Source organism: Knoellia locipacati, assembly GCF_044791685.1.
Lineage (GTDB): Bacteria > Actinomycetota > Actinomycetes > Actinomycetales > Dermatophilaceae > Knoellia > Knoellia locipacati_A.
On sequence record NZ_CP087730.1, the window covers coordinates 3,431,139 to 3,457,346 of the forward strand.

Annotated in this window: 19 protein-coding genes; 14 read left to right on the forward strand and 5 right to left on the reverse strand. The window is 70.3% G+C overall.

Features of this window, described 5'->3' with window-relative positions:
- Positions 1-17: 17 nt before the first annotated feature.
- Positions 18-1,292 (reverse strand): lipopolysaccharide biosynthesis protein, encoded by a 1,275-nt coding sequence (locus LL946_RS16130; protein WP_404382429.1) that lies wholly within the window; start codon positions 1,290-1,292, stop codon positions 18-20.
- A gap of 120 nt (positions 1,293-1,412) precedes the next feature.
- Here LL946_RS16130 and LL946_RS16135 point away from each other — a divergent pair, with 120 nt between their 5' ends.
- Genes LL946_RS16135 through LL946_RS16160 form a run of 6 tightly spaced genes read left to right on the forward strand, consistent with a single transcriptional unit; the run spans position 1,413 to position 10,233 of the window.
- Positions 1,413-2,258 carry a class I SAM-dependent methyltransferase gene (locus tag LL946_RS16135; RefSeq protein WP_404382431.1) on the forward strand — a complete coding sequence of 282 codons (846 nt, stop codon included), beginning with the start codon at positions 1,413-1,415 and terminating at the stop codon, positions 2,256-2,258.
- Between the two features lie 38 nt (positions 2,259-2,296).
- Positions 2,297-6,379: an alpha-(1->3)-arabinofuranosyltransferase family protein gene (locus tag LL946_RS16140; RefSeq protein ID WP_404382433.1), complete on the forward strand. Its 4,083-nt coding sequence runs from the start codon at positions 2,297-2,299 to the stop codon at positions 6,377-6,379.
- Positions 6,376-7,539, forward strand: a complete 1,164-nt coding sequence (locus tag LL946_RS16145; RefSeq protein ID WP_404382435.1) for a glycosyltransferase family 4 protein — start codon at positions 6,376-6,378, stop codon at positions 7,537-7,539. The genes LL946_RS16140 and LL946_RS16145 overlap by 4 nt, the downstream gene beginning before the upstream one ends.
- Complete coding sequence (locus LL946_RS16150; RefSeq protein ID WP_404382437.1) at positions 7,536-8,351, forward strand: glycosyltransferase family 2 protein; 816 nt, start codon at positions 7,536-7,538, stop codon at positions 8,349-8,351. The genes LL946_RS16145 and LL946_RS16150 overlap by 4 nt, the downstream gene beginning before the upstream one ends.
- Positions 8,348-10,090 carry a hypothetical protein gene (locus tag LL946_RS16155; protein ID WP_404382439.1) on the forward strand — a complete coding sequence of 581 codons (1,743 nt, stop codon included), beginning with the start codon at positions 8,348-8,350 and terminating at the stop codon, positions 10,088-10,090. The genes LL946_RS16150 and LL946_RS16155 overlap by 4 nt, the downstream gene beginning before the upstream one ends.
- On the forward strand, positions 10,087-10,233 hold the full coding sequence (locus LL946_RS16160) for a DUF2613 family protein (protein ID WP_404382441.1): 147 nt from the start codon (positions 10,087-10,089) through the stop codon (positions 10,231-10,233). The genes LL946_RS16155 and LL946_RS16160 overlap by 4 nt, the downstream gene beginning before the upstream one ends.
- Before the next feature lie 96 nt (positions 10,234-10,329).
- Here LL946_RS16160 and LL946_RS16165 read toward each other — a convergent pair whose 3' ends face one another.
- The gene (locus LL946_RS16165) at positions 10,330-11,433 is read right to left on the reverse strand and encodes a glycosyltransferase family 4 protein (protein ID WP_404382443.1); all 1,104 of its coding nucleotides are present in this window, start codon (positions 11,431-11,433) and stop codon (positions 10,330-10,332) included.
- A gap of 150 nt (positions 11,434-11,583) precedes the next feature.
- On the opposite strand from LL946_RS16165, the gene LL946_RS16170 reads away from it, so the two are divergent.
- Positions 11,584-12,249 carry a class I SAM-dependent methyltransferase gene (locus tag LL946_RS16170; protein WP_404382445.1) on the forward strand — a complete coding sequence of 222 codons (666 nt, stop codon included), beginning with the start codon at positions 11,584-11,586 and terminating at the stop codon, positions 12,247-12,249.
- Positions 12,246-16,235 (forward strand): alpha-(1->3)-arabinofuranosyltransferase family protein, encoded by a 3,990-nt coding sequence (locus tag LL946_RS16175; RefSeq protein ID WP_404382447.1) that lies wholly within the window; start codon positions 12,246-12,248, stop codon positions 16,233-16,235. The genes LL946_RS16170 and LL946_RS16175 overlap by 4 nt, the downstream gene beginning before the upstream one ends.
- Here the strand turns inward: LL946_RS16175 and LL946_RS16180 are convergent.
- Positions 16,140-17,327, reverse strand: a complete 1,188-nt coding sequence (locus LL946_RS16180; RefSeq protein WP_404382449.1) for an acyltransferase family protein — start codon at positions 17,325-17,327, stop codon at positions 16,140-16,142. The two genes, LL946_RS16175 and LL946_RS16180, sit on opposite strands and share 96 nt — an antisense overlap.
- Positions 17,328-17,431: 104 nt before the next feature.
- Here LL946_RS16180 and LL946_RS16185 point away from each other — a divergent pair, with 104 nt between their 5' ends.
- Positions 17,432-18,439 carry a DUF3068 domain-containing protein gene (locus LL946_RS16185; RefSeq protein WP_404382451.1) on the forward strand — a complete coding sequence of 336 codons (1,008 nt, stop codon included), beginning with the start codon at positions 17,432-17,434 and terminating at the stop codon, positions 18,437-18,439.
- A gap of 66 nt (positions 18,440-18,505) precedes the next feature.
- Here LL946_RS16185 and LL946_RS16190 read toward each other — a convergent pair whose 3' ends face one another.
- Positions 18,506-19,318: a class I SAM-dependent methyltransferase gene (locus LL946_RS16190; protein ID WP_404382453.1), complete on the reverse strand. Its 813-nt coding sequence runs from the start codon at positions 19,316-19,318 to the stop codon at positions 18,506-18,508.
- Positions 19,319-19,466: 148 nt separating this feature from the next.
- Here LL946_RS16190 and rpsA point away from each other — a divergent pair, with 148 nt between their 5' ends.
- The 5 genes from rpsA to coaE all read left to right on the forward strand — a co-directional run bounded on the left by rpsA (position 19,467) and on the right by coaE (position 25,136).
- Complete coding sequence (gene rpsA / locus LL946_RS16195; protein ID WP_404382455.1) at positions 19,467-20,975, forward strand: 30S ribosomal protein S1; 1,509 nt, start codon at positions 19,467-19,469, stop codon at positions 20,973-20,975.
- 113 nt (positions 20,976-21,088) lie between these two features.
- Positions 21,089-21,550, forward strand: a complete 462-nt coding sequence (locus LL946_RS16200) for a PPOX class F420-dependent oxidoreductase (RefSeq protein ID WP_404382457.1) — start codon at positions 21,089-21,091, stop codon at positions 21,548-21,550.
- Positions 21,551-21,680: 130 nt separating this feature from the next.
- Positions 21,681-22,133: a hypothetical protein gene (locus tag LL946_RS16205; protein ID WP_404382459.1), complete on the forward strand. Its 453-nt coding sequence runs from the start codon at positions 21,681-21,683 to the stop codon at positions 22,131-22,133.
- Positions 22,130-23,932 carry a DUF5671 domain-containing protein gene (locus tag LL946_RS16210; protein ID WP_404382461.1) on the forward strand — a complete coding sequence of 601 codons (1,803 nt, stop codon included), beginning with the start codon at positions 22,130-22,132 and terminating at the stop codon, positions 23,930-23,932. Before LL946_RS16205 ends, LL946_RS16210 begins: the two co-directional genes overlap by 4 nt.
- A gap of 19 nt (positions 23,933-23,951) precedes the next feature.
- Positions 23,952-25,136 carry a dephospho-CoA kinase gene (gene coaE / locus LL946_RS16215; protein ID WP_404382463.1) on the forward strand — a complete coding sequence of 395 codons (1,185 nt, stop codon included), beginning with the start codon at positions 23,952-23,954 and terminating at the stop codon, positions 25,134-25,136.
- On the opposite strand, the gene LL946_RS16220 is transcribed toward coaE, so the two are convergent.
- Positions 25,121-26,167: a Gfo/Idh/MocA family protein gene (locus LL946_RS16220; protein WP_404382465.1), complete on the reverse strand. Its 1,047-nt coding sequence runs from the start codon at positions 26,165-26,167 to the stop codon at positions 25,121-25,123. The genes coaE and LL946_RS16220 overlap by 16 nt on opposite strands.
- Between the last annotated feature and the right edge of the window lie 41 nt (positions 26,168-26,208).

Consider the following 26,208-nt stretch of genomic DNA (forward strand, 5'->3'; position numbering starts at 1 on the left):
CCTTCGGCTCACGGGAGTCAGCTCGTGGGGACAATGGTCGTCGAGGTCCTCGGCTCGGCCGTCGGTGAGGCCCCACGAAAGGATATGAGCGACAGAACCGCGAGCAGCGCGAGAACGGTATTCGCGATGGTGATGATGGCAGAGATCGACGACGCGCCGGAGACGAACACGGCGCCGGCGACCAGGAGCGCACCGGCCCACGCCGCGAACGTCAGCTCATGGCGGCCTCGGGCCACGTCGACGTACGTCCCGAGCTGGACGAGCGCGATGAGCGCTCCCGCCAGAGCGAAGGCACCGACGTAGGGAGTCGAGCTCGCATAGGCCGGTCCCGCCAGCAGAGCGACCAGTTCGTCACGAAGGATGGAGGCCGTGGACACCGCGAGCACGCCCCCGGCTGCGACGGCGACCACGGAGAGTCGGATGGCGCGTCTGGCCCCGGACGACCCGGCAACACGAGGAAAGACCCACAGGCTGAGGAAGCTCGTGCCCCAGAAGGTCATGCGACCGAAGATCGTCAGGAAGGCGTACTGACCCGACGAGTTGTCCCCGAGGACGGCACGGGCCGCGAGGAGGTCAACGTTGAGGAGCACCATCAGGGCTGCCGCTCCCGCGGCGGCCCGCGAAAGGCCGACAACGAACCTGCGCGCGCCGGGGTGTGGCGCACGGTCATCCCAAGGCCCGCATCGCCGGACCGCCCACAACCCCAGCGCCATCGACGCGCCGGCGCTGACCACGGTCGCGCTCAGAGCGAACGTGATCCCGCCGTCGGCGAGCTGGGTCACCACAGCCGCCGCCAGACGCGTCACACCGATGGAGACGACGACCATGGCGAAGAGGTCGATCCGACGGTGGCCGAGAAGAAAGCCGGTCAGGGCGCCGGTGAGCGTCTGGGGGAACAGCAGGAGGGCCAAGAGGACTGCGTCCCAGATGCTGTGGAGGCGAAGGACGTGGTCGATGAGCGGTGCGAGCGCCAGACCGCAGACGAGGGACGCCACCGACACCGACAGCGCGGCTCGACCGACGAGCCACCGTGCACCCACTGCCTGGCCCGACGCGACCAGTCGCGCGACCTCGAGCTGGAGTGCGGTGGCGGGTACGGAGCCAATCACCGCGGCCCCGAGGAGAGCTCCCATGGCTCCGAATCCCTCGGGGCCGAGCGCCCGCGTGAGAATGAGGTTGAACCCGTAGCTGAGGATTCCCGACACCAGCGTCGCGGCGGCGAGGGGTACACCGGAGCGCAGGAAGCCCCCAGCGGAGCGGCCATTCCGCCCCGGGGCGAGGGGGGTTGGCATCTCGGTCCCCTTCGAGTCGGTGATGGACGGGCAATCATCTCAGGTAGGAAGCGCTCTTCCTACCACCGGGTAGGCTGCCCCCACACCCGACCGACCGGCACCGACAGTGGGAGAGAGTTCGTGGATCTGCACGCCTTCAGGAAGGCCCTCCCTGGTCGCTTCGGAGGGGACTTCTACAGCCTCGACCTCCCCGACGAGGCCTTCGAGAAGATCATCGCCGACGTCGACGGGATGTCCACGCCCCACTCACTCACCCTGCTCAACGAGGCCGTGAGGCATCTCGGCCCTGACGAGTACTACCTCGAGGTGGGGACCTACCGCGGCCGCTCCCTCCTTGGTGCGATGCTCGGTCACGATCACGACCGATTCGTCGCGGTCGAGAACTTCCGCGAGTTCGGGTTCGACCCCGAGCTCGCTCAGGCGACGGTCTTCGACACCCTCGAGAAGTGGGGCGTGCGCGACCGCGTCCGCTTTCTGCGAGGAGAGGCGTTCACCGTTCTCCCACGTGGCGTGACGCCCGGCCCGGTTGGGGTCTACTTCTACGACGGGGCCCACTCGCGACTGGCCCAGTACCTCGGTCTGGCGGTTGCCGAGCAGTGGCTCGCGGATGAGGCGTTGGTCATCGTGGACGACGCGACGTGGCCGCAGGTCGCCTCATCCACCCAGTCCTACATCGACGCGCACCCCGGTTACGAACTGCTCTATGACTTCCGTGCCGAACACGACTTCGACCCGCGGTGGTGCAACGGCGTCAAGGTCTACGCGTGGCGCCGACCGCAGAACTGGCGGCGACCGGACGGATTCGACGTGTCCTGGCGAAGGGTGGCCCACATCTACGGTCAGGAGCCCCTGATGAACCTCGCGTGGCGGACCCTGCCGAAGTTCCCCCGGATCTCGGCCGTTCTCAAGAGGGCCTACCTTCACGGTGGGACATCGGTTCCCGGAGGAAGGCTCGACGCGGAGTGACGCCACGGCCCTGGCTGCGCGGTCATGCCGTGGGAATCGTGGCCGCCGGCTTGGCGGGTCTGCTCGCAGTCGCCGTCGTCGCTCCGTCGTTCGGGACCCTGCTGCCTGACACCAAGCCGGAGATCTACCTCAATCCGGGCACCTCCTTCCGGGACTACGTCTGGCCGTGGCAGGACAACCCCGGCATGGGGATGCCCAGTTTCAACGTGGGACTCGCTCCGGTCTGCGCGCTCGTCTGGGGGCTCCAGCTCTTGGGTGCCGAGCCATGGCTCTCGGCGCGGCTCTTGCGCCTGCTCCTCCTGCTCGCCGCGGCTGCGGGCGCGGCCGCTCTCGTCCGGCGCCTGCCGGGTGTGCCGCACTGGCGGTGGACGCCGCTCGTGGCGGCCGCCCTCTTCGTCACGAACCCCTACACCATCACGGCCGGCGCGACGTTGCCCGTCCTTCTACCCTTGGCGACCCTGCCGTGGATGGCCCTCTTCCTGTGGCGGGCCATGGTCGAGCACCGTTCGAGGGGCTGGCTGGCCGCTTTCGGCCTCGCGTTCGCGGCTGGCAGTGGAATGAATGCCGGCGTCGTGCCGGTGTTCCAGCTCTTGGTGGTGCCGGCTGTCGTCGTGATGGCCAGGGCAGCAGGTCTGGTGACCTGGCGGCGGGTTGGCTCGACCGTGCTGTGGTGCGGGGCGTGGACGATTCTGCTGTCGCTCTACTGGTTGGTTCCCACGGCCGGCGCACTGGGCTCAGGCAGCACGGTGCTCGCATCGACGGAGACGCTCCAAGGCATCGCGGCCCCCAGCTCGCTGGCCGAAGGCATCCGAGGTCTGGGTCTCTGGCCGCTCTACGGCGGGGACGCCGCCGGGCCCTGGCAGCCGGGTTTCGCCGGTTACCTCACCAACGCGCTCGTGGTCGTGTGCTCCTTCATGGTGCCCGCGATGGCCCTCGCGGTCGGAACCAGGGCACCGCGAGCCCTGCGATTGGGAGCGCTGGTCATGATCGTCACCGCCGTGGTGGTCATGGCCAGCTCGTTCGACGCATCTGCGCCTTTGGGTCGTGCGTTGTCGTGGACCTTCGAGACCTTTCCGGCCACGGCCGCTTTCAGGACGACCAACAAGGTGGGTGCGTTGCTGCCGCTGGGCTTCGCGATCCTTGGCTCGAGTGGCCTTGCGGTGCTGTGGCCCTCACTCACGCGCCGCCCGCGACGCCGTGGCACCTCCGTGACGGTTGCCACGGCAGCGGTGTCCGCGGCTGCCGCGGTGGTCGTGGCGGCCTACCCCTTGGGCACCGGCGGCTTCTACATCGCTCGCTACGACGTACCCGCCTACTGGCGGGAAGCGTCTGCAGCGCTCGCGTCGGCACCCGCTGACCAGCGCATCTGGATGGTGCCGGGCGAGAAGCTCGCCAACTACCGCTGGGCCAGCGCGTCTCCGGACGATGTCGGTAGAGCGCTGATCAGGCCGCCGAGCGTCGTCCGTACGACGGTGCCGAACGGTTCGCCCGAGGCGGCCAACGTCCTCGCCGCCGCCGACGCGGCGCTTGCGGACCCGGACGTGGCCCCGGCGACCATCGCGACCTACGCCCGTCTCCTGGGCGCGGGTCGGGTCCTGGCCCGCCGCGACCTCACCCACGAGGAGTCAGGGGGCCTGACACCACAGCTGGTGGCAGACCGCCTCGGTGCGGCGCCCGGTATCCGGGCGGAGCGCGATTTCGGTCCCCCGACTGAGGTGGCGGCACCATCAATCGGTGATGGGAAGCCGCTGGCCCCCCTGGGGCTCTACTCCGTCGACCGCCCGGGGCAACTGCTCGGCACACGCTCCACGGTCGGTTCGATCCTGCTTGTCGGTGACGCATTCGCCGTGCCGGCTCTCGCCGGCGCCGGTCTCATGGACAACGAGCCGTTGATGACGTCGCTTCGCTCGCTGTCACCCTCCCGAGCAGCCGCGGCACTGCGCGAGGGCGCTCGAGTCGTGGTGACCGACACCAACCGGCGGTCGCCGAATGACACGCAACGCATCACGTCCCACGAGGGACCCCTGGTCGGTGCGGCCGACACGGTGTCGTCCACGCTGGCCGTCGGGCGTCCGGACCAGCAGACGACTCTCGTCGTCGAGGGAGGGTCGGCCACCGCCTTCGGGGCCGCCAAGACCGTCCCCTTTGCGCAGGCTTCACCCGAGAACGCCTTCGACGACAACGAGCACACCTCTTGGCAGTTCGGCGGTTTCGGCCAGTCGGATCTTCAGTCGCTGAAACGCACTTTCCCAAGCTCCGAGGTCCTGGACGAGGTGGTCCTGAGGACCATCGCCTTTGGTGCGCGGCGGATCACGGCACTGACTGTGCAGGCGGGCGACGTACGTCGTGACGCCGTGGTCGGTGCCGACGGGGTCGCCCGGGTCGAGCTGGGTGGCGCTCCAGCAACCTCGCTGACGGTCAGTGTCACAGCGGTGGCGGGGGAGGGTGCCTCGAGAGTGGGCATTGCGGAGGTCGACGGTGCCGGGCCGCCCCTGACGCGCGTCGCAGCGGTGCCCCCCGTCGTCCAGAACCTTCGGGAGTCACTTTCCGACGACGAGCGAGACCTTCTCGAGCGGGCGCCCGTGGACATCCTGCTGACGCGGGAGAACGGCTTCTCAGGACCGGCCGACGACGAGGAAGCGAGCCTCAACCGCGACTTCACGGTGCCTGGGGACCGGAACTACTTCGTCCAGGCCACCATCCAGCCCTCCCTCCAGGCAGACGACACGGACTTCGACGCGGTGGCGGGTTTCAGCGACGAGGTCACGGTCCGAGGCTCCAGCCGGGCCTTCGACCTGCCCACGTTGCGGGGGTCGCAAGCCTTGGACGGTCAGGACGACACGGCATGGGTGCCGGCTTCCCCGGAGGCGGGGCAGAGTCTGACCATCAGCACTGCGGAGGCGCAGACATTCGACACGCTCACTGTGCTCCAGCAGGCGCCCTCGGGCTCCGTGCTGGAGAACTGGGCCACCGCTGCAACCGTCCTCGTCGACGGACAGGAGGTCGGGCAGGGCCCTCTCCGTGCCGGCGAGTCGACCGTACGGTTTCCTGCCGCCGAAGGACGGGAGGTGCAGTTGCGGATCGACGCGGTTGCCCGGCCCAGCGGTGTGGTCCGGATCAGCGAGGTGGAGCTCGCAGGTCTGCAGATGGAGCGGGACACGGGAGAGGCCGCGGGTTGCGTCCCAGTACTCCTCGCCGATGGGTATCCCGTGCTGATGCGTCCGGAGTCACCGCTCGTCGATCTCAGCAGCACGACATGGACTCCTTGTCGTGGTGCGGGTCTGCCGCTGGCGGATGGCCCGCACCGCATCCGCGGCACGCCTGCGTGGTCGGTGGACCGACTTTCCTTGCGCGACGCCATCGGCGTCGCACAACGCGCCACTGCGGCCCCACCCGACTTGGGCGACGTGCGACTCACCCCCACGAGGTACACCGCCACGACAGGCGTGGGAGCCGGGCCGTACACCGTCGTGCTCGCCCAAGGGATGGCGCCTGGGTGGCGGGCCACTCTGGACGGCCGTCCCCTTCCTGCCCCGTCTGTGGTGGACGGCTTCGCGATGGGCTGGGTCGTCGACGACTCGTCGAGGCCACACTCGCTGGAGATCGTCTATGGCCCTCGATCGTGGGCTCTCGGGGCCCTCGCCATCTCGATCATCGCTGCCCTGCTCGCGGCCCTCGTGATCCTGCACGACCGGGCTGGCCGTCGGGCAACCGGCGAGTCCTTCTCGGTAGCAGTCGTGCCGCACGGCCGCCGTGACCACTTGGCTGGAGCGCGAGCCGGGTGGAGGGCGAGGGCACGGAGGCTCGACGCCGCTGCCCAGCTGTCCGTCGTCGTCCTGGGGGCAGCACTCGGAGGGTGGATCGGCCTTGCCCCGGCCTTGGTGGTCGTCTTCCTTGTGCGCCGGGGGGTCGGCCCTCGGTTCTTCGGCCTCGCAGCAGCCGGGCTGGTCGCGTCGGCGTCGGTCATGTGGCTGTCGGGCAACGCAGATCGGCTCGGGACAGTGTCGGCGGACCTCGTCGCCGAGCACGTCGCCCCGCACTACGTCGTCCTCGCGGCGCTCCTGTGCCTCGCGGCGTCCGTGGTCCTCCCCGAGCCGGGTACGCGCAGGGTCGAACAGTGAGCCACGCCAACGACGGGCCTCGGTGCGACACCGCCCCACGCACGATCCTCTGGGCGCGACTGCCGGACCAGCGGCCCAAGAGGGAGCTCTTCTGGTTGTCGCTCATGCCCAACACCGAGGTGACGGAGGTCGGGTCACCTCGTACCCACCCGCCCGAGAGTGGGATCGAGTGGATCGACCGTTCGTTCCGTCGCCCGGTCTCGCGCTTCGTCGAGGCCGGGGCGTTCGGCTGGCTGCGCGACCTGTCCTCCGTCGACCCGCGACCGTTCCAGTGGGTCGCGAGCCTGGAGCTGTGCGCTCTGGTCACGGGGCAGCTGTCCGCGTATGCCGCGCGCCACGGCATACGGCAGGTCGTGGTGACCTGGGAGAACATGTCGCACCAGCCGCTCTACCGCATCCCTCCGTACGCCCAGGCCACGCGGCGGGCCCTCGGGGCCGACCTCATGCTGTGCCCGATCGAGGCGGCCCGTGACCACCTGCTGGCTCTGGACTACCCGGCGGAGCGCATCCACGTCGTCGCCCCAGGAGTGGATCACCACCGACTCCGCCCTGCCGAGGAGCTCGGCGTGCACAAGGTCGGTGGGCAGATCGCGTTCGTCTCACCCGTGGCGGGCAACAAGGGGGTGGATCGCGTCCTCCAGGCGTTCGACCTCGTCCGGCGGAGCGAGCCGGAGGCGCGGCTCGTGGTCGCAGGGGCCGGACCTTTGGTGGGCTTGGTGCGCGAAGCGGAACAGCGGACGGGCGGAGCGGTGAGGTACCTCGGTACGCGAAGCCCCGCCGAGATCGCTGAGTTGCTCGCCACCTCGGACGTCTTCGTCACGGCCCCGCGCGCCACGTGGAAGTGGAACGAGCAGTTTGGACTCGCGTACCTCGAGGCGATGGCGGCCGGCATACCGATCGTCACGACGGCGTGCGGGACCAACCACGAGGCGGTACGGCCACCCAATCTTCGGGTTGAGGACACTCCGTCGGCCTTGGCCGAAGGTCTCCTTCACTTCCTCCGGGATGATGGGGCGCGAGCGGACGTGGGCGCCGCCAACCGCCGCACAGTCCTCGAGCGTCATGACATGACCACCCAGGCCGCCGCCATGGCGGCGGCCTTCGACGCGGTGGAGTCACTGCCGCTGCGAGCACGCAGACCAGGAGGAAGAGCGCGATGAGCACCAGCCCGCTCGTGTCGGTGATCGTGCCGACCAAGAACGTGGAGCGGACCGTGGAGAGCTGTCTGCGGTCGATCCGGACGCAGAGCCTGACCGACATCGAGCTGATCGTCGTGGACAACTTCAGCACCGACCACACGTTCGAGATCGCCTCCCGGTACGCGGACCTCGCCATCCAGGCGGGGCCGGAACGCAGCGCGCAGCGCAACCTCGCGGTCGAGCGGTCGAGCGGTCGCTACATCCTGTGGATCGACGCCGACATGGTCCTCACTCCACGGGTGGTGGAGGACGCGGTGTCGGCGGCAGAGCGGACGGGAAGCAGCGCCGTCTTCATCCCCGAGGTCACGGTCGGGGACGGCTTCCTCGCGGCCTGCCGCACCCTCGAACGCAGGTGTTACGTCGGCGAGGAGATGATCGAGGCGCCTCGCCTCATCAGGCGGGAGTTCTTCGAGGAGCAGGGCGGCTTCGTCCTGACCGTGGCGGGTCAGGAGGACGCGGACCTGCGGATGCGCCTCCTGCGAATCCAGGCGCCCATGACGCGCATCGATGCGCCGATCCTGCATGACGAGGGCCGGCTGACGGTCCGGGACGTCCTCAGGAAGCGGTACTACTACGGCCAGTCCCTGCCGGCCTACAACGACGCACAACCGGGAGCCATCGCCGCTCAGGGCCTTGCGACCGTCCGGGCCTACCTGCGCGGTGTCCCGGTCCTCGTCGGAGACCCCGTGCATGCCTTGGCGCTTGCCGGGCTCCGGCTCGCCGAGGGCGTGGCCTACGCCGCGGGAGCGGCCAAGGCCGTGCGCTCGAGGTGACCTCCCGGGAGGCGCTGCGCGGCCGTCTGCCGGGTGCCGTGGCGGCGCTCCAGGCGTTGCTGGTGCTCGGGCCCGCCCTGGGTCCGGGGGTGGTGCTCGCCTACGACATGCCGTGGTCTCCCGACCCCCGCTGGACGCCCTTCGTGCTGGGTCTGGACACGCCGGCGCCCCGAGCCGTGCCCAGTGATGCGCTCGCCGTGGCCGCCGGGTGGGTGGCGGGCGCGGGAATGGCTCAGGCAGCCATCCTCGGCTCGATCCTCGTGGCGCTCGGTTTGGGCTGCGTCGCCCTACTGGTCGAGCTCGCGCCGTCGACCGGACTTGCAGGCCGGCTCGCCTGTGTCGTGATGGCCGTCTGGAACCCCTATGTCTCCGAGCGACTCTTCGTCGGCCAGTGGGTCGTCCTGCTCGGTCTCGCCGTCCTGCCGTGGGCGCTGCGGTCCGCCGTGCGGGTGGTTCGCGGAACGGGAGGAGCGCGCTCCCTGCTCCTGGCGTGTGTCCTGGCGGGCATGGGCGGGGTGAACGCGGTCCTTGTCGTGGCGATCGGTGTGCTTCCCGTTCTTCTCCTCGCCAGTGTCCGGAAGGGTGAGTCCCGGTCCCGGGTCGCGCTCGCGGCCGTGATCGCCACGCTCGTCGGAATCTCAAGTGCCTGGGCGCTGCCGGGGCTCGCCTCGGACGTGAGCCCGGACCGTGTGGCCGTCGAGGCTTTCGCGGCGAGGTCGGACTCGGCGCTCGGTGTCATCGGCTCGGTCATCAGCGGCGGCGGGTTCTGGAACACCGCTTCCCATCCCGAGCCCCGGGCCCAGCCCATGGTTGCGCTGGCCGCCCTGCTCCTGGCCGTCGCCTCCGTGGGTGCCTTGGCACGCCACCTTCGGGCCTCCCGAGCCGTCGTGGTCCTCGTGCCGGCGGTCCTGGGACTGGTGGTCGTCCTGTGCAGTGCCGTCGACGCCACGCGGCCCGCCTGGGAGCAGCTGCTTGCCGTCCTCCCCGGGGGAGGTGCGTTCCGGGACAGCCACAAGCTCCTCGGCCCGTGGGTGGTCGCGGTCGCCGTCGGCTGCGGGCTGCTCGTCGCGCGATCGGCCCGGACGCTGCCGACCGCGCTGCGCACCCCTGCGGCGGTGTGTGTCGTCGGGGTCGTGGTGCTGCTGTCCCCGCAGCTCTTCTGGGGCCTCGGCGGCCGTCTCGATGCGGTCGAGGTTCCAGAGGGCTACCGGGCCGGTGCCCAGCGACTCTCCGACCTGCCCAAGGGCGAGGTCGGGTTGCTCCCGTGGAGCCAGTACCGCCGCTACTCCTGGAACGAGAGTCGCGTGTCCCTCACCTTGGGTCCTCGGATGTTCGACCAACGGGTCCTGTTCGACGACTCGCTGCCGTTGCGCGGGGTCGTCGTGGCGGGAGAACGGGACCATGCGAGGGAGGTGTCGGAGGCGATCGCCGAAGGGGGCGACCCCGTCACCGCCCTGCATGACGCCGGCGTGCGCTACATCGCGGCTGAGTTGGACACCGGTCTTCCCGTCGACACGAGAGCAGTCCGGGCGTCAGGGACGGTCGTGGTGGACGATCCGACCCTCCTGGTGGTGGACCTTGGCAGGGGACGTGGGGCTCCTGGGGAGAGCAGGGGAGCGGGGGTGGTGCTCCTTGGGTGGATGGTGACGACCATCACGGCACTGCTCGTCCTGGGGGTGGGTGTCGCGCGACGAAGTCGCCGGAGGTTACCCGCCGGTCTGTTACGATCACGCCCATGAATTCTGCTGTCGGAGCCATCGGCTCGATCATCGCCGGTGTGGTCCTCGCTCTCGTCGCCGTTGTCGGTGGAGTGTCCGCCATCAGCCCTTCTGCCAACCCGGCAAGCGCGAGTGAGCAGGTCGTCCTCTACGACGCACCCTGACCACCCCTTCGCGACGAACGAAGCCGGCACCCGATGGGTGCCGGCTTTCTCGTGCGCGATGAGACGGCGCCAAGCGTGGCGCGTGCCACGAGGAACTCAGTGGGCGACCGCGGCCGTCAGCACCTGCTCCCAGCGCTCCACCGACTCGTCCCAGTGAAACTGCGGCACCCACCGCGCCACCTCGTCGCTCAATCGTGAGCGCAGCGCTCCGTCGACCAGGAGGGTGCGTACTGCGGCGGTGAGTTCTTGGGTACCGTGCTCCACGAGAATCCCCGTCCGGTTGTGGACGATCGAGTCGTTCGGTCCACCGGCCTCGCGGAAGGCCACGGTGGGCGTCCCGTGGATCCCGGCCTCGACGACCACGAGCCCCCAGCCCTCCTTGAGGCTCGGCATGACGTGCACCCACGCCCCGGCAAGGAGGCGATGCTTCTCGGCCTCGGAGACGTGCCCGTGGAACGTGACGTGCTTCTCGATGCCGAGGAGCTGCACTCGCTCACGCAGGTGTGGCTCCCACCACCCCGATCCGACGACGTCCAGCGTGAGGTCGGGCATCTCGCCGACCAGGTTGGCCACCGCCTCGAGTGCGTACTCCACCCGCTTCTGAGGCACAAGCCGACCGAGGACGATCAGCGAGGGGTTCGCCGAGCGGGGTGTGTCATCGAGAGGGGTCGCGTCCGTGCCGTTGTGAATGATCACGATCCGTTCCCGGTCGATGCCCTGAGTGGTGAGCTCCCGACGGGTGGAGTCGCTCACTGCCACGTAGGTCGCGTTCCTGTAGATCTTCGGAGCGAGTCGGGACTCCACCCACCATCCGGCTCTGGCCGTCCTGGGACCGAAGGTGACCGGCCACTGTTCCTTGTGCACGTGGTGCACGAGGTTGACCACGGGGTAGCGGCTCACGAGGGGGGTGAGATACGGCATACCGTTCTGCACGTCGATGACCACGTCGGGGCGGTGCAGGCTCAGCACACTGCTGAGCAGGGCGCGTGGATAGATTCCGAAGCGTCCGCCCCGCCGCACGTAGTGGACTCCGTTCACCACCTCGTCGGGCAGTGCGCCGGGGTAGGCCGAGGTGCAGAACGTGATGCGGTGACCGCGTCGGGCCAACCCCTCGGCGACGGTCACGATGTACTTCTCGGCGCCTCCGGCCTCCGGGTGATGCATGTCGCGCCAGTTGAAGATCACCACTCGCAGCGGCATGGACATCCTCTTCGTCAGATCCACCCTGGGTGCGGAGGTGGGCGTTGCTCGGTCGTCGCGGCCCGCGACTAGCATTCAGGAATGCACCGCGCGCCGACCCGAAGATACCGGACAGTAGGGAGGTCGGCGTCACTGTTCCGCTCCTTCCTCGTGGAGCAGAGCGACCCGGACCGCTTCTACACCGACCTCGCGGACGACACGATCTCGCTGATCACGCGGCACGAGCCGCTCGAGGGCCGTGTCGTCCTCGACGTGGGTGCGGGTTCCACCTACTTCGGCCGCCGGTTCGTGACCGGAGGGGCGCGCTACGTCGCCGTGGACCTCGACATCGACGCCCTCGGCAGTGGCCCGTCCCGGGGTGCAGTCGTGGGGCGTGGTGAGCAGTTGCCGATCGCCGACGCCAGCGTCGACATCGTCATGGCCAACAACGTGATGGAGCACGTACCCCGTCCTGGCGTCGTCGGCGACGAGATGCTTCGTGTGGTGAGGCCGGGTGGGCTCGTCTTCATCTCGTACACGGCGTGGGCCTCACCCTGGGGCGGGCACGAGACCTCGCCCTGGCACTGGAGGGGCGGGCGATATGCCGCCCGGCGCTACGAGCAGGTGCACGGACACCCGCCCAAGAACCTCTACGGCGAGTCGATGTTCCCGACGACGGTGGCCGGGGGGCTGCGCTGGGCTCGGGCCCAGCAGGGTGCCTGGTTGGTCGAGGCGGCTCCCCGCTACCACCCGGACTGGGCGGACAGCGTGCTCCACGTCCCGGTCGTGCGAGAGGTGCTGTCCTGGAACCTCATGATGGTGCTTCGCCGAGCGTGAAGTCCCTCCGCCGGCTCGACGGCGTCGTCTGGGCCGGCCTCCTCGTCGTGTGGACCGTGGCCTGGTCCGTACCGCTCGGTCGCATCGCCGCCGACACCAAGTACGACCTCTACGTCGACCCCTGGGGCTTCCTGGGTCGTGCCCTGCATGCCTGGGACCCGCAGGTGACGTGGGGTGGCATCCAGAACCAGGCCTATGGCTACCTCTTCCCGATGGGGCCGTTCTTCGGCATCGGCTCTGAGCTGCTCCCGATGTGGGTGGTCCAGCGACTCTGGTGGATGACGCTCATGACCGCCGGCTTCGCCGCGATGCTCGGCCTGCTGAGTGCTCTCGGCATCGGGACCCGGCGGACCCGCGTGGTCGGCGCGCTCGCCTACGTGTTGGCTCCCCGCGTGGTGAGCACCATCGGCGTCGTCTCCTCCGAGGCACACCCCCAGCTGCTGGCGCCCGCCGTCCTCTGGCCCCTCGTCCTCGTCGAGAGCGGCCGGCTCGGTGCGCGTCGCGGCGCCGCCCTGAGCGGGGTGGCGATCCTGCTGTGCGGCGGGGTCAATGCGACCGCGACGGCCTTCGCCGTCCTGCCCGGGGCCCTCTGGCTGCTCACCCGCCGGAGGTGGTGGCGCAGTTCGGTCACGTGGTGGTGGGGGACGGCGGTCGTGGGCGGGACGGCGTGGTGGGTCGTCCCGCTCCTCGTCATGGGGCGGTACTCCCCACCGTTCTTGGACTGGATCGAGAACTCGAGCGCCGTGTCCGCCCAGGTCGGGGCACTCGACGTCCTGCGGGGCACGACCCACTGGCTCGGCCACGTCGCGACGCAGGCTGGCGCTTGGTGGCCGGCCGGACACCAGCTGGTGACCTCCCCGACCCTCACGCTCGTCACGACAGCAGTGATGTCGGCAGGCCTCGCCGGACTCGCCCTGCGCTCGATGCCTCACAGGTCCTTCGCTTTCGTCACCCTGCTGGTGGGGGTGCTCGCTGTCTCACTACCCCACGACGCGCCAGCCGGTTCACCCTTCGTCACGCAGGCCCAAGGTCTGCTGGACGGGCCGCTGGCCCCGCTGCGCAATGTTCACAAGGCCGACCTGCTCGTGCGTCTGCCTCTCGTGCTGGGGTTGGCGCATCTCTTGTGCCGGATCTCTGTGTGGCGGCCGGCGCGCGTGTGGGCGCGCCCCGCCGTCCTGGTCACGTCGGCGCTGCTCGTCGTGACCGCCGCTGCCCCCGCCTTCAGTGGCTCGATCGCGGCGCGCGGCGGTGTCGAGACCCTTCCGCGGCACTGGAAGGACCTCGGTGCCTGGCTCGACGCCGCCGGAGGTGGACGTGCACTCATCGTGCCGGCCGCGAACTTCGCCGAGTACACGTGGGGCCGACCTCTTGACGAACCACTGCGACCGCTGACCTCGGCGCCGTATGCCGTCCGCGACGGAGTGCCGCTCGCGCCGGCCGGCACCATCCGCCTGCTCGACGAGGTCGAACGGCGCCTCCAGACCGGTCGGGCTCTCGGCGGCGCGACGCAGGTGCTGCGTGACGCAGGGGTTCAGTACCTCGTGGTCCGCAACGACCTCAGTGTCGACGACAGCGGCCAGCCTCCGGTGGCTTTCGCGCGGTCGTCCGTCCAGCAGAGCCCGGACACCAGATTCGTCAAAGGCTTCGGTCCCTCCCAGCTCAACCTCGTCGGTGACCGGGTCTTCCCCGTCGAGGTCTACGAGCTCAAGGGGACGGTCGCGCCCGAGCTGGCGCTCTGGCCAACGGCAAGCCTCGTGGCCTCGACAGGAGCCTCGGAGGACCTGGTGCGCCTCGCGGACGCCGGGCTGAGGGGTCCCGTCGTGTTCGATGGAGACCGTTCGTCCGCGCTCACACCCACGCGCCACGTCGTCACCGACGGCTTCCGCGCCCGGACCCGTTGGTTCGGCGCGCCGCGCGGCCAGGACGTGTCCCCGACACTGACCGACGAGGACGTGAACGGCGCGCCCGACTACCTCCCGTGGCCGGAGCCCGGTCGACGCTCGGTCGTCTCGTACGAGGGGATCGCTGATGTCAGTGGCTCGACGTCGGTCGCCGACGACTTCGGCTTCGCCGGCCTTCAGCCGGCCCACCGCCCGTTCGCCGCCGTCGACGGCGATGACCGCACCGCATGGGTCACGTTGGGCGACTCCCGACCCCGCCTCACCGTTTCGCTGCCCGGATCGGTCGATGTGCGCGAGGTGTCGGTGCAGCCGTACGCCGACCGTGTGCGTTTCGGCGACGGTCTCGGTGTGGCGACCGACATCAGTGTGACCACCGATGGGGGCCGGGTTCGCGCAACACTCGCTCCGAGCGAGGCGACGAGGATTCGCCTCCCCGCAGGACCCACCACCACCATCGAGATCGAGATCGAGAGCACGACGCGCGGTGCCCCAGAGCGGACGGCGACCGGTCTCGCGGAGGTGCGCATCGCAGGCATCACGCCGGTTGAGGCACTCCGCACGGCCGCCACGGAGGGTCCGGCGACGACCGTCGTGCTGGGCGCCGGCCTCACCGGTAAGGACGGCTGCACCGCTCCGACGCGCGAGTCGGAAGCGGTCACGTGCTTCGCTGGCCAGCTGGTGGACCCCGAGTCGACGGGGGCCATGGTGCGCGATGTCTCCGGCGTGGCACCTGGCCTCGCCACCATCGGTGGGACCCTCGCGGTCAACCCTCTCCGACCTCCCGGCGAGCTGCTCGCCGTCCCCGGTGTCACGGTGTCCGCGAGCAGCCTGCGCAGTTACGCCCCGGCGTCGTTGCCGGCCGCAGTGGTCGACGGCGACCACAGGACGGCCTGGAGTCCGTCCGGGGACGACGAGTCGCCCTCGCTCACCGTCGAGCTCGACCGGCCGATCACCTTTTCTGGCATTCGGCTCCAGACGCGTCGGGAATGGGCCGAGAAGGAGTCGCCCGCGGTGGTGATCGACGTCGGCGGGACGGAGGTCACCCGACGCCTGCAGCCCGGAGGCGTGCTGTCCATCCCACCGACGACTGGTCGCACGTTGACCCTGACGTTCACCCACGTTCCGGGTCCGAGGAAGCCCGGTCTGGGTGCGCTCGAGCTCGAGGAGCTCGAGCCGCTCGGCCAAGCGTTTCCAGCGGCACCGGTCAGCATCGAAGCGCCTTGCGGCGAGGGCCCAGCCCTGAGCCTCGACGGCAGGACCGTCCCGACGTCCGCCAGCGCCCGCCGGGACGCCCTGCTCGGGCTGTCCGACATCACGTGGCGCGCCTGCGCGCCCGTCGATGTCAGCGCTCTTCCCACTCATCGATTCGTGCTCGAGCCGTGGGCGGACATGTCGCCTCGATCACTGGTCCTCACTCACAGCGACAGCGAGGCGGACGAGCGCTTGTCGGCGCCCGTCGACCTGCGTCGAGTCGGGCCCACCGAGATGCGGGGCCACCTCAGTGCTGACGTCGACGGCGTCCTGGTCATGGCCGAGAACGCCAATGCCGGGTGGCAGGCCACCCTCGCGGGCACTCGCCTGGTACCGCAGACGCTGGACGCACGTCGCCAGGGCTTCGTTCTGGCGGAGGGGACTGCGGGAGGAGAGCTCGTCATCCGCTTCGCCCCGGACCGGGCCTACCGCGCGGGCCTTCTGGCCGGAGCTCTTATGGCGCTGATCGTCATCCTCGTGGCCCTGCTGCCCGGCGGTGCGCCGACATCGCCGGCCGTCCGCCAGCCAAGGGTGGGTCGACCGGGCCTCGTGGCCGTCGTCGTCGTCGGTGCCGGGGTGCTCTTGGCGGGTCCGGTCGGGGGCGCGGTCGCTGCGGGGGCCGTCGCCCTGGTGCGGCGGTTCGCCGTCCCGAGCTGGGTATGGCCGGCCACGATCCTCGGGCTCGGGGTCGCCGCCGCCGGGGTACAGGTCGTGCTCGCGCCCGGCTCCCTCGGCTCCTCAGCGGTGGAGGGGAGTGTCCGAGTGCTCGTGCTCGCGGCGTTCGGCCTGGCGGCCGCGGCGTCGAGCCAGGTGGCGACCAGCCAGGCGCGATGACGGGACCTCCACCCACCGGTGCGTCGCGGCCGCCAGGCCCACGCTGATCGGGAGGCCGAGGGCCAGGAGGGGCAACAAGGCTCCGGTGAACTCCTCGACTCCGGACACGGCATACAGACCGATGAACACCGGCACGTGCCAGAGGAAGAGTCCGTAGCTGATGACGCCGAGATACCGCACGGTGGGATGGGACAGTGCCGCGCGGTAAGCGGACGGTCCGCCATGCGTCAGCGGGAGGAGGAGACCGAGCGCGACGATGCCGGACAGAGCGGTTCGCACGACCACGTCGGTCGCAGTTCCCGGCGAAAGGTCGAGTCCGCCTGCCACCGGCGTGGTGGCGAGGAGATATGCGCCCGCGGCCACGGCCAGACAGGCCGCCACGTCCCCACCCCAGCGGGACAGCGCCCGGCTCACACGGTGGGATGGTGCGAGGACGGTCTCCGCGCAGATCATGCCGAGGAGGAAGTGTGGCGCGCGCGAGTGCAGCCAGCGGTCATAGAAGATGTCCTCACCCACGACGGCATCGCCGCCGAACCCGGAGGTCGCCGTCAGCACGACCGCCAGAACGCACAGCACCACCAGGGGTGCCTGTGCAGACCTCCGTCTCAGCGGTCGGAGGCCGAGAACAATGGCGGGGAGCGTCACGTAGAAGGCGATCTCAGTGGCGATGCTCCACGACTGTCCGAAGGCTCCGATCCAGGCGTCGGGCCAGTAGATCTGCAGAGCTGCTGCGTGGATCACGACATCGCGCAGGGGTGGAGTCGCGCCCACGGTGATCGCAGCCAGCACCAGCCAGTAGGCAGGCAGCAGGCGCGCGGCTCTCCGCATGCCGTAACCGACCACGTCGAAGCGACCCTGGGCGTCGGCAGCGAGCAGTCCGCGGTGCAGCAGGAAGCCGGACAGCGCGAAGAAGATCGCCACGCCGAAGTCGCCTCGGGACCACAACCGTCCCATGAGTCCGCCCGTCGCCCCGAAGCCCGTGAGGAAGGCGGCGTGAGTGAGGACGACGAGGCCGGCGGCGAGGGCACGCAGGCCGTCAAGCGCGGGAATGACGGTCACCACCGGTTCCCGCTTCGCGTCGCTCGTCGCCATGGGGGAATCGTAGGGCGACCGACACCGTCACATATCCGCGGACGGACTTTTACCGGCTGGTAGGGTACGGCGACCGTCCCACTTGAGACAAAGGTGTCCCGCAGATGCGCAGAATCATCGGTCTGGTCCTGATGGGCCTTGCCGGCTTCCTCGTCATGACCGCGTTGTTGGCGTTGTTCTACGTCCCCGGCCAGGTGAAGAAGACACCGCTGGACACGGACACCAGCACTCGGCTCTCGGGTGAGGCGGCAGTGCTCCCCACCGGCGCCGGAGCACCCGTCAAGGCGCTCAGCCACACCGTCGCCGACGGCACCAAGTCCGACGGTGACGTCGTCGTGTTCGACACGTTCACGTGTCTCATCACCGACCCCAACGGCAACGCACCCGACTGCGTGGACGACAGCAACACAGGTGAGGGCACGCGGCTCGTCACGGCGTCGACCGACCGGTTCGCGACCGATCGCAAGACCGGCCTCCCCGTCAATGACGAGAAGTACATCGGCGACGCCAAGCCCCACGAGGGCCTGGTCAACAAGTTCCCGTTCGACGTCGAGAAGAAGACCTACCCCTTCTGGGACGGTCTGCTCGGTCGTGCCGTCGAGGCGACCTTCCAGGGCGAGGAGGAGGTCAACGGCTGGACGACGTACAAGTTCATGACCGAGGTGACCGACGAGCCCGCCGAGATCGCCAAGGGCATCCAGGGCACCTACTCGTCCACCAAGACGATGTACATCGACCCCCGCACCGGAGCGATCCAGAAGCAGACCGAGCAGCAGGTGCGCAAGACCGACAACGGCCAGACCGTTCTCGACCTCGACTTCGGCTTCACCGACGAGACCGTCGCGGCGAACATCAAGGACGCCAAGGACAACGACAGCCGGCTGGGTCTCGTCGACCGTCTCCCTCTCATCACCGGCCTGCTCGGCCTCCTCGCCGGCGCTGTTGGCTTCTTCCTCTGGAACGCGGCCCGTCGCGCCGACGGCGAGGGCGACCTCCGCTCCGGCCGCGACGACAACGGCGGCGACCCGGCATACGCCCAGGACAACTCGCTCGACGTCTTCGGTGACTCGGACTCCGAGGCCACGCGCAGTCGCGCAGACACGCGCCGCTGACCCGGCTCCACTCGAAGGGCCCCGCCGACCAACCGGTCGTGCGGGGCCTTCGGCTGTGGTCGAGTGTCAGCCGCCAGACGGGCGCCGGCAGACGAAGATCGCGGTCCCGGGGATGACGGCCCCGCGCGTGGGCGACCACCCACCCCACGTCTCGGTGTTGTCCTCCGGCCACTCGGGCTCCACGACGTCCTCGACGAGGAGCCCCGCCGCGACGATCTCGCGGATCCGGTCGCCCATCGTCCGATGGTGCTCGACGTACGTCGCCCGCCCCTCGCCGTCCGACTCGACGTAGGGCGTCCGGTCGAAGTAGCTCAGCCGCGCCGTGAGCCCCGCCTCCGACGGGTCGTCCGGGAAGGCCCACCGGATCGGGTGGGTCGTCGAGAAGACGAACCGGCCTCCGGGCCGGAGCACCCGGGCCACCTCGGTCATGACGGCTGCACTGTCCGCGACGAAGGGCACGACGCCGTATGCCGTGAAGACCGTGTCGAAGCTCGCGTCAGCGAACGGGAGCGCGAGCGCGTCGCACTGGAGCAGCGGGGGAGCGGTGCCGGTCCGACGGCTCACCTGCGCGCCGACCCGCAGCATCCCCATGGACAGGTCGGTCGCGACGACCGACGCCCCCACGTTCCGGGCGAGCCACCGGGCGCACTGGCCGGCGCCGGCACCGATCTCGAGCACCGTCTGGCCGGAGGCCGCCTGCAGCAGCCCGAGGCTCTCCTCGGTCCATCCCTCGGGTCCCCAGACGAACTCGTCGTCGCCGAGGAACGAGCCGTGCTCGGCGTAGTAGTCGGTGGCCTCGCCGTCCCACCACGCTCGGTTCGCGGCCTGGGTCTCGTCGGTCCCGGAGGTGCGCCGACCGGCCTCCTCGCTCACCGGCATACCCCGCTTTGACCGTGCGCGGACAGGGTCGGTAGTCTGGGCGAGCATTCGTCTGTGTTTCCGCATGCCCGAACGGGCTCACGGGGCCACGCCGAACACCCAGTTCCACACCATCTCATCCATCTGTCCACATCGGAGTTCCTACTACATGACTGCCAGCACGGTCGACAAGACCGCCCCTCAGATCGCCATCAACGACATCGGCTCTGAGGAAGACCTTCTCGCCGCCATCGACGCGACGATCAAGCACTTCAACGACGGAGACATCGTCGAAGGCCGCATCGTCAAGGTCGACCGCGATGAGGTTCTGCTCGACATCGGCTACAAGACCGAGGGCGTCATCCCCTCGCGCGAGCTCTCCATCAAGCACGACATCGACCCCAACGAGGTCGTCAAGGTCGGCGACGAGGTCGAAGCCCTCGTTCTCCAGAAGGAGGACAAGGAAGGCCGCCTCATCCTGTCCAAGAAGCGGGCTCAGTACGAGCGCGCCTGGGGCACCATCGAGAAGGTCAAGGAAGAGGACGGCGTCGTCACCGGCACCGTCATCGAGGTCGTCAAGGGTGGACTCATCCTCGACATCGGCCTGCGCGGCTTCCTCCCCGCCTCCCTCGTCGAGATGCGTCGTGTCCGCGACCTCCAGCCCTACGTGGGCAAGGAGATCGAGGCCAAGATCATCGAGCTCGACAAGAACCGCAACAACGTGGTCCTGTCGCGCCGTGCCTGGCTCGAGCAGACGCAGTCCGAGGTGCGCACGACGTTCCTCAAGGAGCTCCAGAAGGGCCAGGTCCGTTCGGGCGTCGTGTCCTCCATCGTCAACTTCGGTGCGTTCGTGGACCTCGGCGGCGTCGACGGTCTCGTCCACGTCTCGGAGCTGTCCTGGAAGCACATCGACCACCCGTCCGAGGTCGTCGAGGTCGGCGACGAGGTCACCGTCGAGGTGCTCGACGTCGACATGGACCGTGAGCGTGTCTCCCTGTCGCTGAAGGCGACGCAGGAGGACCCGTGGCAGCACTTCGCTCGCACGCACGCCATCGGCCAGGTCGTCCCCGGCAAGGTCACGAAGCTCGTCCCGTTCGGTGCGTTCGTGCGCGTCGAGGACGGCATCGAGGGCCTCGTCCACATCTCCGAGCTGGCCGAGCGCCACGTGGAGCTGCCGGAGCAGGTCGTCACCGTCGGCGCCGACATCTTCGTCAAGGTCATCGACATCGACCTCGAGCGTCGTCGCATCTCGCTCTCGCTCAAGCAGGCCAACGAGGACGGCGCGGGCCAGGTCGAGTTCGACCCGACCCTCTACGGCATGGCTGCCGAGTACGACGAGCAGGGCAACTACAAGTACCCCGAGGGCTTCGACTCCGAGACCAACGAGTGGCTCGAGGGCTACGAGAAGCAGCGTGAGACCTGGGAGAAGCAGTACGCCGAGGCCCACGCCCGCTGGGAGTCGCACCGCACGCAGGTCGAGGAGGCCGCCAAGGCCGACGCCGAGGCCGCAGCGGGTGGCGACACCGCCACGTCCTACAGCAGCGACTCCGCCTCCTCCGCGTCCGACTCGGACGACGAGGGCGCAGGCTCGCGTCCGGCCGCTCCGCCGGCCAACGAGGGCACCCTCGCCTCCGACGAGGCCCTCGCCGCGCTGCGCGAGAAGCTCACCGGCAACTGAGCCGAACGGCATACGCCGTATGCCGTGACGCAACGTCCGAAGGCCCGGTTCCCCTCCGTGGGAGCCGGGCCTTCGGCCTGTCCGGGACATGGCAGCCGTGCGACAGTGGGTCCATGGCACGAACCATCGCGACGAGCACCCAGGTCGACCTCGACGAGCTCCTCGACTTCGTCCGGCCACGCCACCACATGGTCGTCATGACGACCCGGCGTGACGGTCGCCCGCAGGCGTCACCCGTCACCGGCGGCCTGGACGAGCAGGGACGCATCGTCATCTCGACCTATCCCGAGCGCGCCAAGACGGCCAACGCCCGTCGCGAGCCCCGGGTCAGCGTCATGGTCCTCTCCGACGACTTCGGAGGCGCCTGGGTCCAGGTCGACGGCGACTGCGAGGTCATCGACATGCCGGAGGCCGCGGACGCCCTCGTCGACTACTACCGCTGCATCTCGGGGGAGCACCCCGACTGGGACGAGTACCGGCAGGCGATGCGGGAGCAGGACAAGTCGCTGCTTCGCATCACGCCGACGAGGTGGGGTCCGGTCGCCACGGGCGGGTTCCCGGCACGACTCGCCTAGGCCCTCGACGGCCCGCGGAGCGCTGCTGTGTCGGACGTGACACCCGGTATGCCGGACGTGACACCCGGTATGCCGGACGTGACACCCGGTATGCCGGACGTGGGACCACGGTGGCGAGCACACTGGGGGCATGGGCACCCGTGCCGCCAGAGGACTCGTCATCGCTGTCGCCGCGCTGCTCTTCCTCGCGGTCGGTGCCGGAGTCTTCGCCGCCCTGCGCCCGGGACCGCAGCCGAAGGCCGGGTCGCCGGAGGCGAGGGTGCGCGACTACGTCACCGCGCTCTACGAGTCCGACCCAGCCACGGCCGCCGCGCAGCTCGACCCGGACGGCCCGTGCGACGAGGCCGACCTACGAGACATCTTCCTCGACGGAGAGGCGCGCGTCGTGCTGCGCGAGAGCGCCACGGACGGTGACACCGCGCGGGTGCGGGTCGACCTCGTCCACGCCGGGGGCGGGCCGCTCGGCGGCGGGGAGAACCGGGAGCCGGCCACCTTCGACCTGCGTCGCGTCGGGGACCGGTGGGTCATCACCGGTGAACCGTGGCCGACCTTCGCGTGTGGGACGACCAAGGAGGACCGATGATCGTCGGCCTCGGGCTGCTGGTGGTCCTGGTCCTGACCGCCGTGGCGGTGGGGACCGCCCTCAGCCGCCGACGTCACCGAGACGCGGATGCGGGGGCGGGCGCGGGCGTGGGCGCTGGCGGCGAGGCCCAGGGGTCCGGGATTCGCCGGTTCTTCCAGTACCTCCTGCTGGCCGGACTTCTCTTCGCGTCGGCCTCGGGAGTCACCGGACTGCTCGGACGGCTCCTGGACCGCGACGACGTGCTCGTCGAGGACGAGGCCGCGCTCGCGCTGCAACTGACCTTCACCCTCATCGCACTGCCGTTGTGGGCGCTCCTGGCCCGGTGGACGTGGCGCCGCCTGCACACGGTCCCCGCCGAGACCCGCTCCGCGGGCTGGGCGGTCTACCTGACGGCGGTCGGCCTCGTCTCCCTTCTCGTCGCGATCACCGGATGGCACGAGGCGCTGGCGATCCTCGTCGTCCCCGGCCGGGACGGCCCGGGTTCCGCGTTCGCGCAGGCCCTCGTCTGGTCACTCGTCTGGGGGCTGCACCACTGGTGGGGTCCGCGGATCACACCGCGCGAGCACCTTCGGCCCCTGCACCTCGTCGGGTCGCTCATCGGCCTCGTCACAGCGGCAACGGGGCTGGTCCGGCTGGTCTCGTCCGCGCTGCGCATCGTGCTCGGCCTCGAGGGCGAGTCGATCGTGGACACGACGACACCACTCCTCCTCGACGGTGGCATCGTCTTCGCGGTCGGTGCTGCGGCGTGGGTGGCCTACTGGTGGCGACGCGCGGTGCGTGACGAGCGCGACACGCCCTGGTTGGCCCTGGTGCTCCTCGCGGGAGTGGGAGGCGGGCTCGTGGCGGCGATCGCCGCGGCGAGCCTGGCCGGCTACTCGGTGCTGGTGTGGCTTGTCGGTGACCCCAGGGCCACCGGCGCGACCGAGCACTTCGACACGCTCCCGGGGCAGGTCGCGACAGCGCTCGTGGGGATCGTCGTCTGGTGGTACCACCGTGCCCTGCTCGACGCGGAGAGCACTCCGGGACGGACCGAGGTGAGGCGGGTGTACGAGTACCTCCTCGCCGCCATCGGGCTGCTGGCGGCCGGGTCTGGCCTGGTCGTGCTCGTCGTCACGGTCGTCGAGGCGATCGCGGTCGCGGACGTCCTCGCGGGAGCGAGCGCCGTGAACACCCTGCTGGGCGCCCTCGTGCTGCTGGCCGTCGGGATGCCCCTGTGGTGGCGGCACTGGAGCCGGGCACAGCTGGCCCGTTCGGAGCAGGCCGCCGCCGAGGTGGTGTCACCGACCCGGCGCGCCTACCTGCTCCTGCTGTTCGGGGTGATGGGCCTGACCTCGGTCGTCACGGTGATGACCTTGGTCTATCTCGTGCTGCAGGACGCTCTGGCCTCGGGCGTCGACGTCGAGACGCTCCGCAGCGTCCGCTTCGCGCTGGGCATCCTCGTGACGACGTCGCTCCTCGCGGCGTACCACTGGACGATCTTCCGCACCGACCGGGACGACACCGAGGAGCTGGAGCGGGCGGGGGCGCTGCCGGCTCGCGCGGCGCGTGCGGTGGGCACCGTCCCACCGTCGACCGCTCGCCGGCGCCGCGTGCTGCTCGTGGGGGCCGCGGACGGCGCCGCCGCCGAGTTGCGGGGAGACGAGCTCGAGCTGGAGCTGGTCCGCCGCACGGACATCGACGTCCCTGGGGCGTCGGTGGGGGAGCTCCGCGAGGCACTGGCCACGTACCCCGACGGGGACCTGCTCCTGCTCGAGGAGCCCGACGGCCTCCGGGTCGTGCCCATCCAGCGGGAACGCTGACGACGGCTAGGTTGGGCTCATGCTGCGCGTGGGTCTCACCGGGGGAATCGGGTCGGGCAAGTCGACGGTGGGCCGCACGCTGGCCGACCTGGGTGCGGTCGTCGTGGACGCGGACGCCGTGGCCCGCGAGGTCGTCGAACCCGGTATGCCGGCCCTCTCGGCCATCCGGGAGCGGTTCGGCGAGGCGGTGCTCGGCAAGGACGGGGCGCTCGACCGACCCGCGTTGGGCAGGGTCGTCTTCACGGACCCGGGCGCCCTCGCCGACCTCGAGGCCATCACCCACCCCGCGATCTGGCGGCGTACCGCCGACCTCCTGGCGGAGGCGCCGGACGACGCGATCCTCGTGCACGACATGCCCCTGGTCGTGGAGAAGGACATGGGCGCCGACTACCACCTCGTCGTGGTCGTCGGCGCCGACGCCGACGAGCGGCGCGACCGCCTGGTCAGGGACCGCGGGATGGACGCGGAGGACGCTCAGGCCCGCATCGACGCGCAGGCCGACGACGAGGCCCGTCGAGCGGCCGCCGACATCTGGCTCGACAACAACGGGACGCCGGCCCAGCTCGACGTCGAGGTGCGACGGCTCTGGGCCGAGCGGCTCGAGCCGTTCAACGAGAACCTGCTGCACGGCATACGGGCTCGTCGTCCTGACGCCCTCACGCTGAGCGAGCCGGACGAGACGTGGCCGGTCCAGGCCGCGCGACTCGTCGCGCGGATCGAGCGGGTGCTGGGGGAGCGCGCCGTGACGGTGGAGCACATCGGGTCGACCTCAGTGCCGGGCCTGCCCGCGAAGGACGTCATCGACCTCCAGGTGGGCGTCGCCGCCCTCGCCGATGCCGACGGAGCGGGGTTCGTGGATGCGTTGGCGCGCAGCGGTTTTCCTCGCATCGACGGCGTGACCAGCGACAACTCCAAGGACGGCTCGGAATGGCCCAAGCGCCTCCACGGCAGCGCCGACCCCGGCCGGGTCGCGCACGTCCACGTGCGGGAGGTCGGCACCCCCGGGTACGCGTGGCCGCAGAAGTTCCGCGACTGGCTGCGTGCCGACGAGGCGGCCCGCGACGAGTACGCCTCGCTGAAGATGGACCTGCTCGCCCAGGGGCTGACGACCACCGGGTACGCCGAGGCCAAGGAGCCCTGGTTCGACTCGGTGCACGAGCGCGTCATGGCGCACTCGGCCAGCTCGGCTCACTCGCCGGGGTAGCGGAACCCCACCTGCGAGCGGACCTCGTCGAGGACCTCCATGATCCGCAGGGTCTCGGCAGCGGGCAGGAGCGGGCTCTCGGTGTGACCGGCGTCGACGAGGCGAGCCGCCTCGCAGGCCTCGAAGTGCAGGCCGTGCTCGCGGCGCTCGGGCTCCCACGAGACGTCGGTCTCGGCGTCACGGGAGACGAAGCGGACGCGTGAGGGGGCGTACCAGCGGTTGTTCGGGTCGTCCGGGTCGCCTAGTTCGAGCCGCCCGGCGGTGCCGTTGATGCTCGCCGTCGTGGGGGTGCGCGAGGTCATGGTGGCGTGCAGCAGCCCGCGGCCACCGGCGCGACCGGTCACGAGGATCGTCTCCTCGGCGTCGACCCCCTCGTCGGTGAGCCGGCCCGTCGCGGTGACGGTGTCGATGCCCCCGAGGGCGAACGACGCGAACGACGTCGGGTAGATGCCGAGGTCGAGCAGCGCCCCGCCCGCGAGGGCGGGGTCGGAGAGGCGCTGCGGGCCGTTGGGGTAGAGGGGCTGGCCGTGGTCGGCGAAGACGTTCTCGACCTCGCCGAGCAGCCCTTGCTCGAGGCACTGCCTGACGACGTCGACACCGGGGAGGAAGCGCGTCCACATCGCCTCCATCGCGAGCAGCCCCTTGGCCGAGGCGGTCTCGAGCACCTCGCGTGCCTCGGCGGCGTTGCGGGTGAAGGCCTTCTCGACGAGCACGGGCTTGCCGGCGCCGAGGGCGAGCAGGGCCTGCGCGTGGTGCTCGGAGTGCGGGGTGGCGACGTAGACGATGTCGACGTCCGGGTCGGCGACCAGCTCGTCGTAGGACCCGTATGCCGTCTGCGCACCGAAGTCGTCCGCGAACGCCCGCGCCCGCTCGGGGCTGCGTGAGGCGACCGCCTGGATCACCTGGCCGGTCTCGGCACGCACGGCAGTCGCCCACTCACGGGCGATGTAGCCGGGTCCGAGGATGCCCCAGCGCAGGGCGGGGGCCGAGCGCGGGTCGGGGGTGCGGGGTGCGGGGAGGGTCGTGGTCACCGGCCCATCCTCGCACTGTCGGTGCGACGGCATACCGTGGT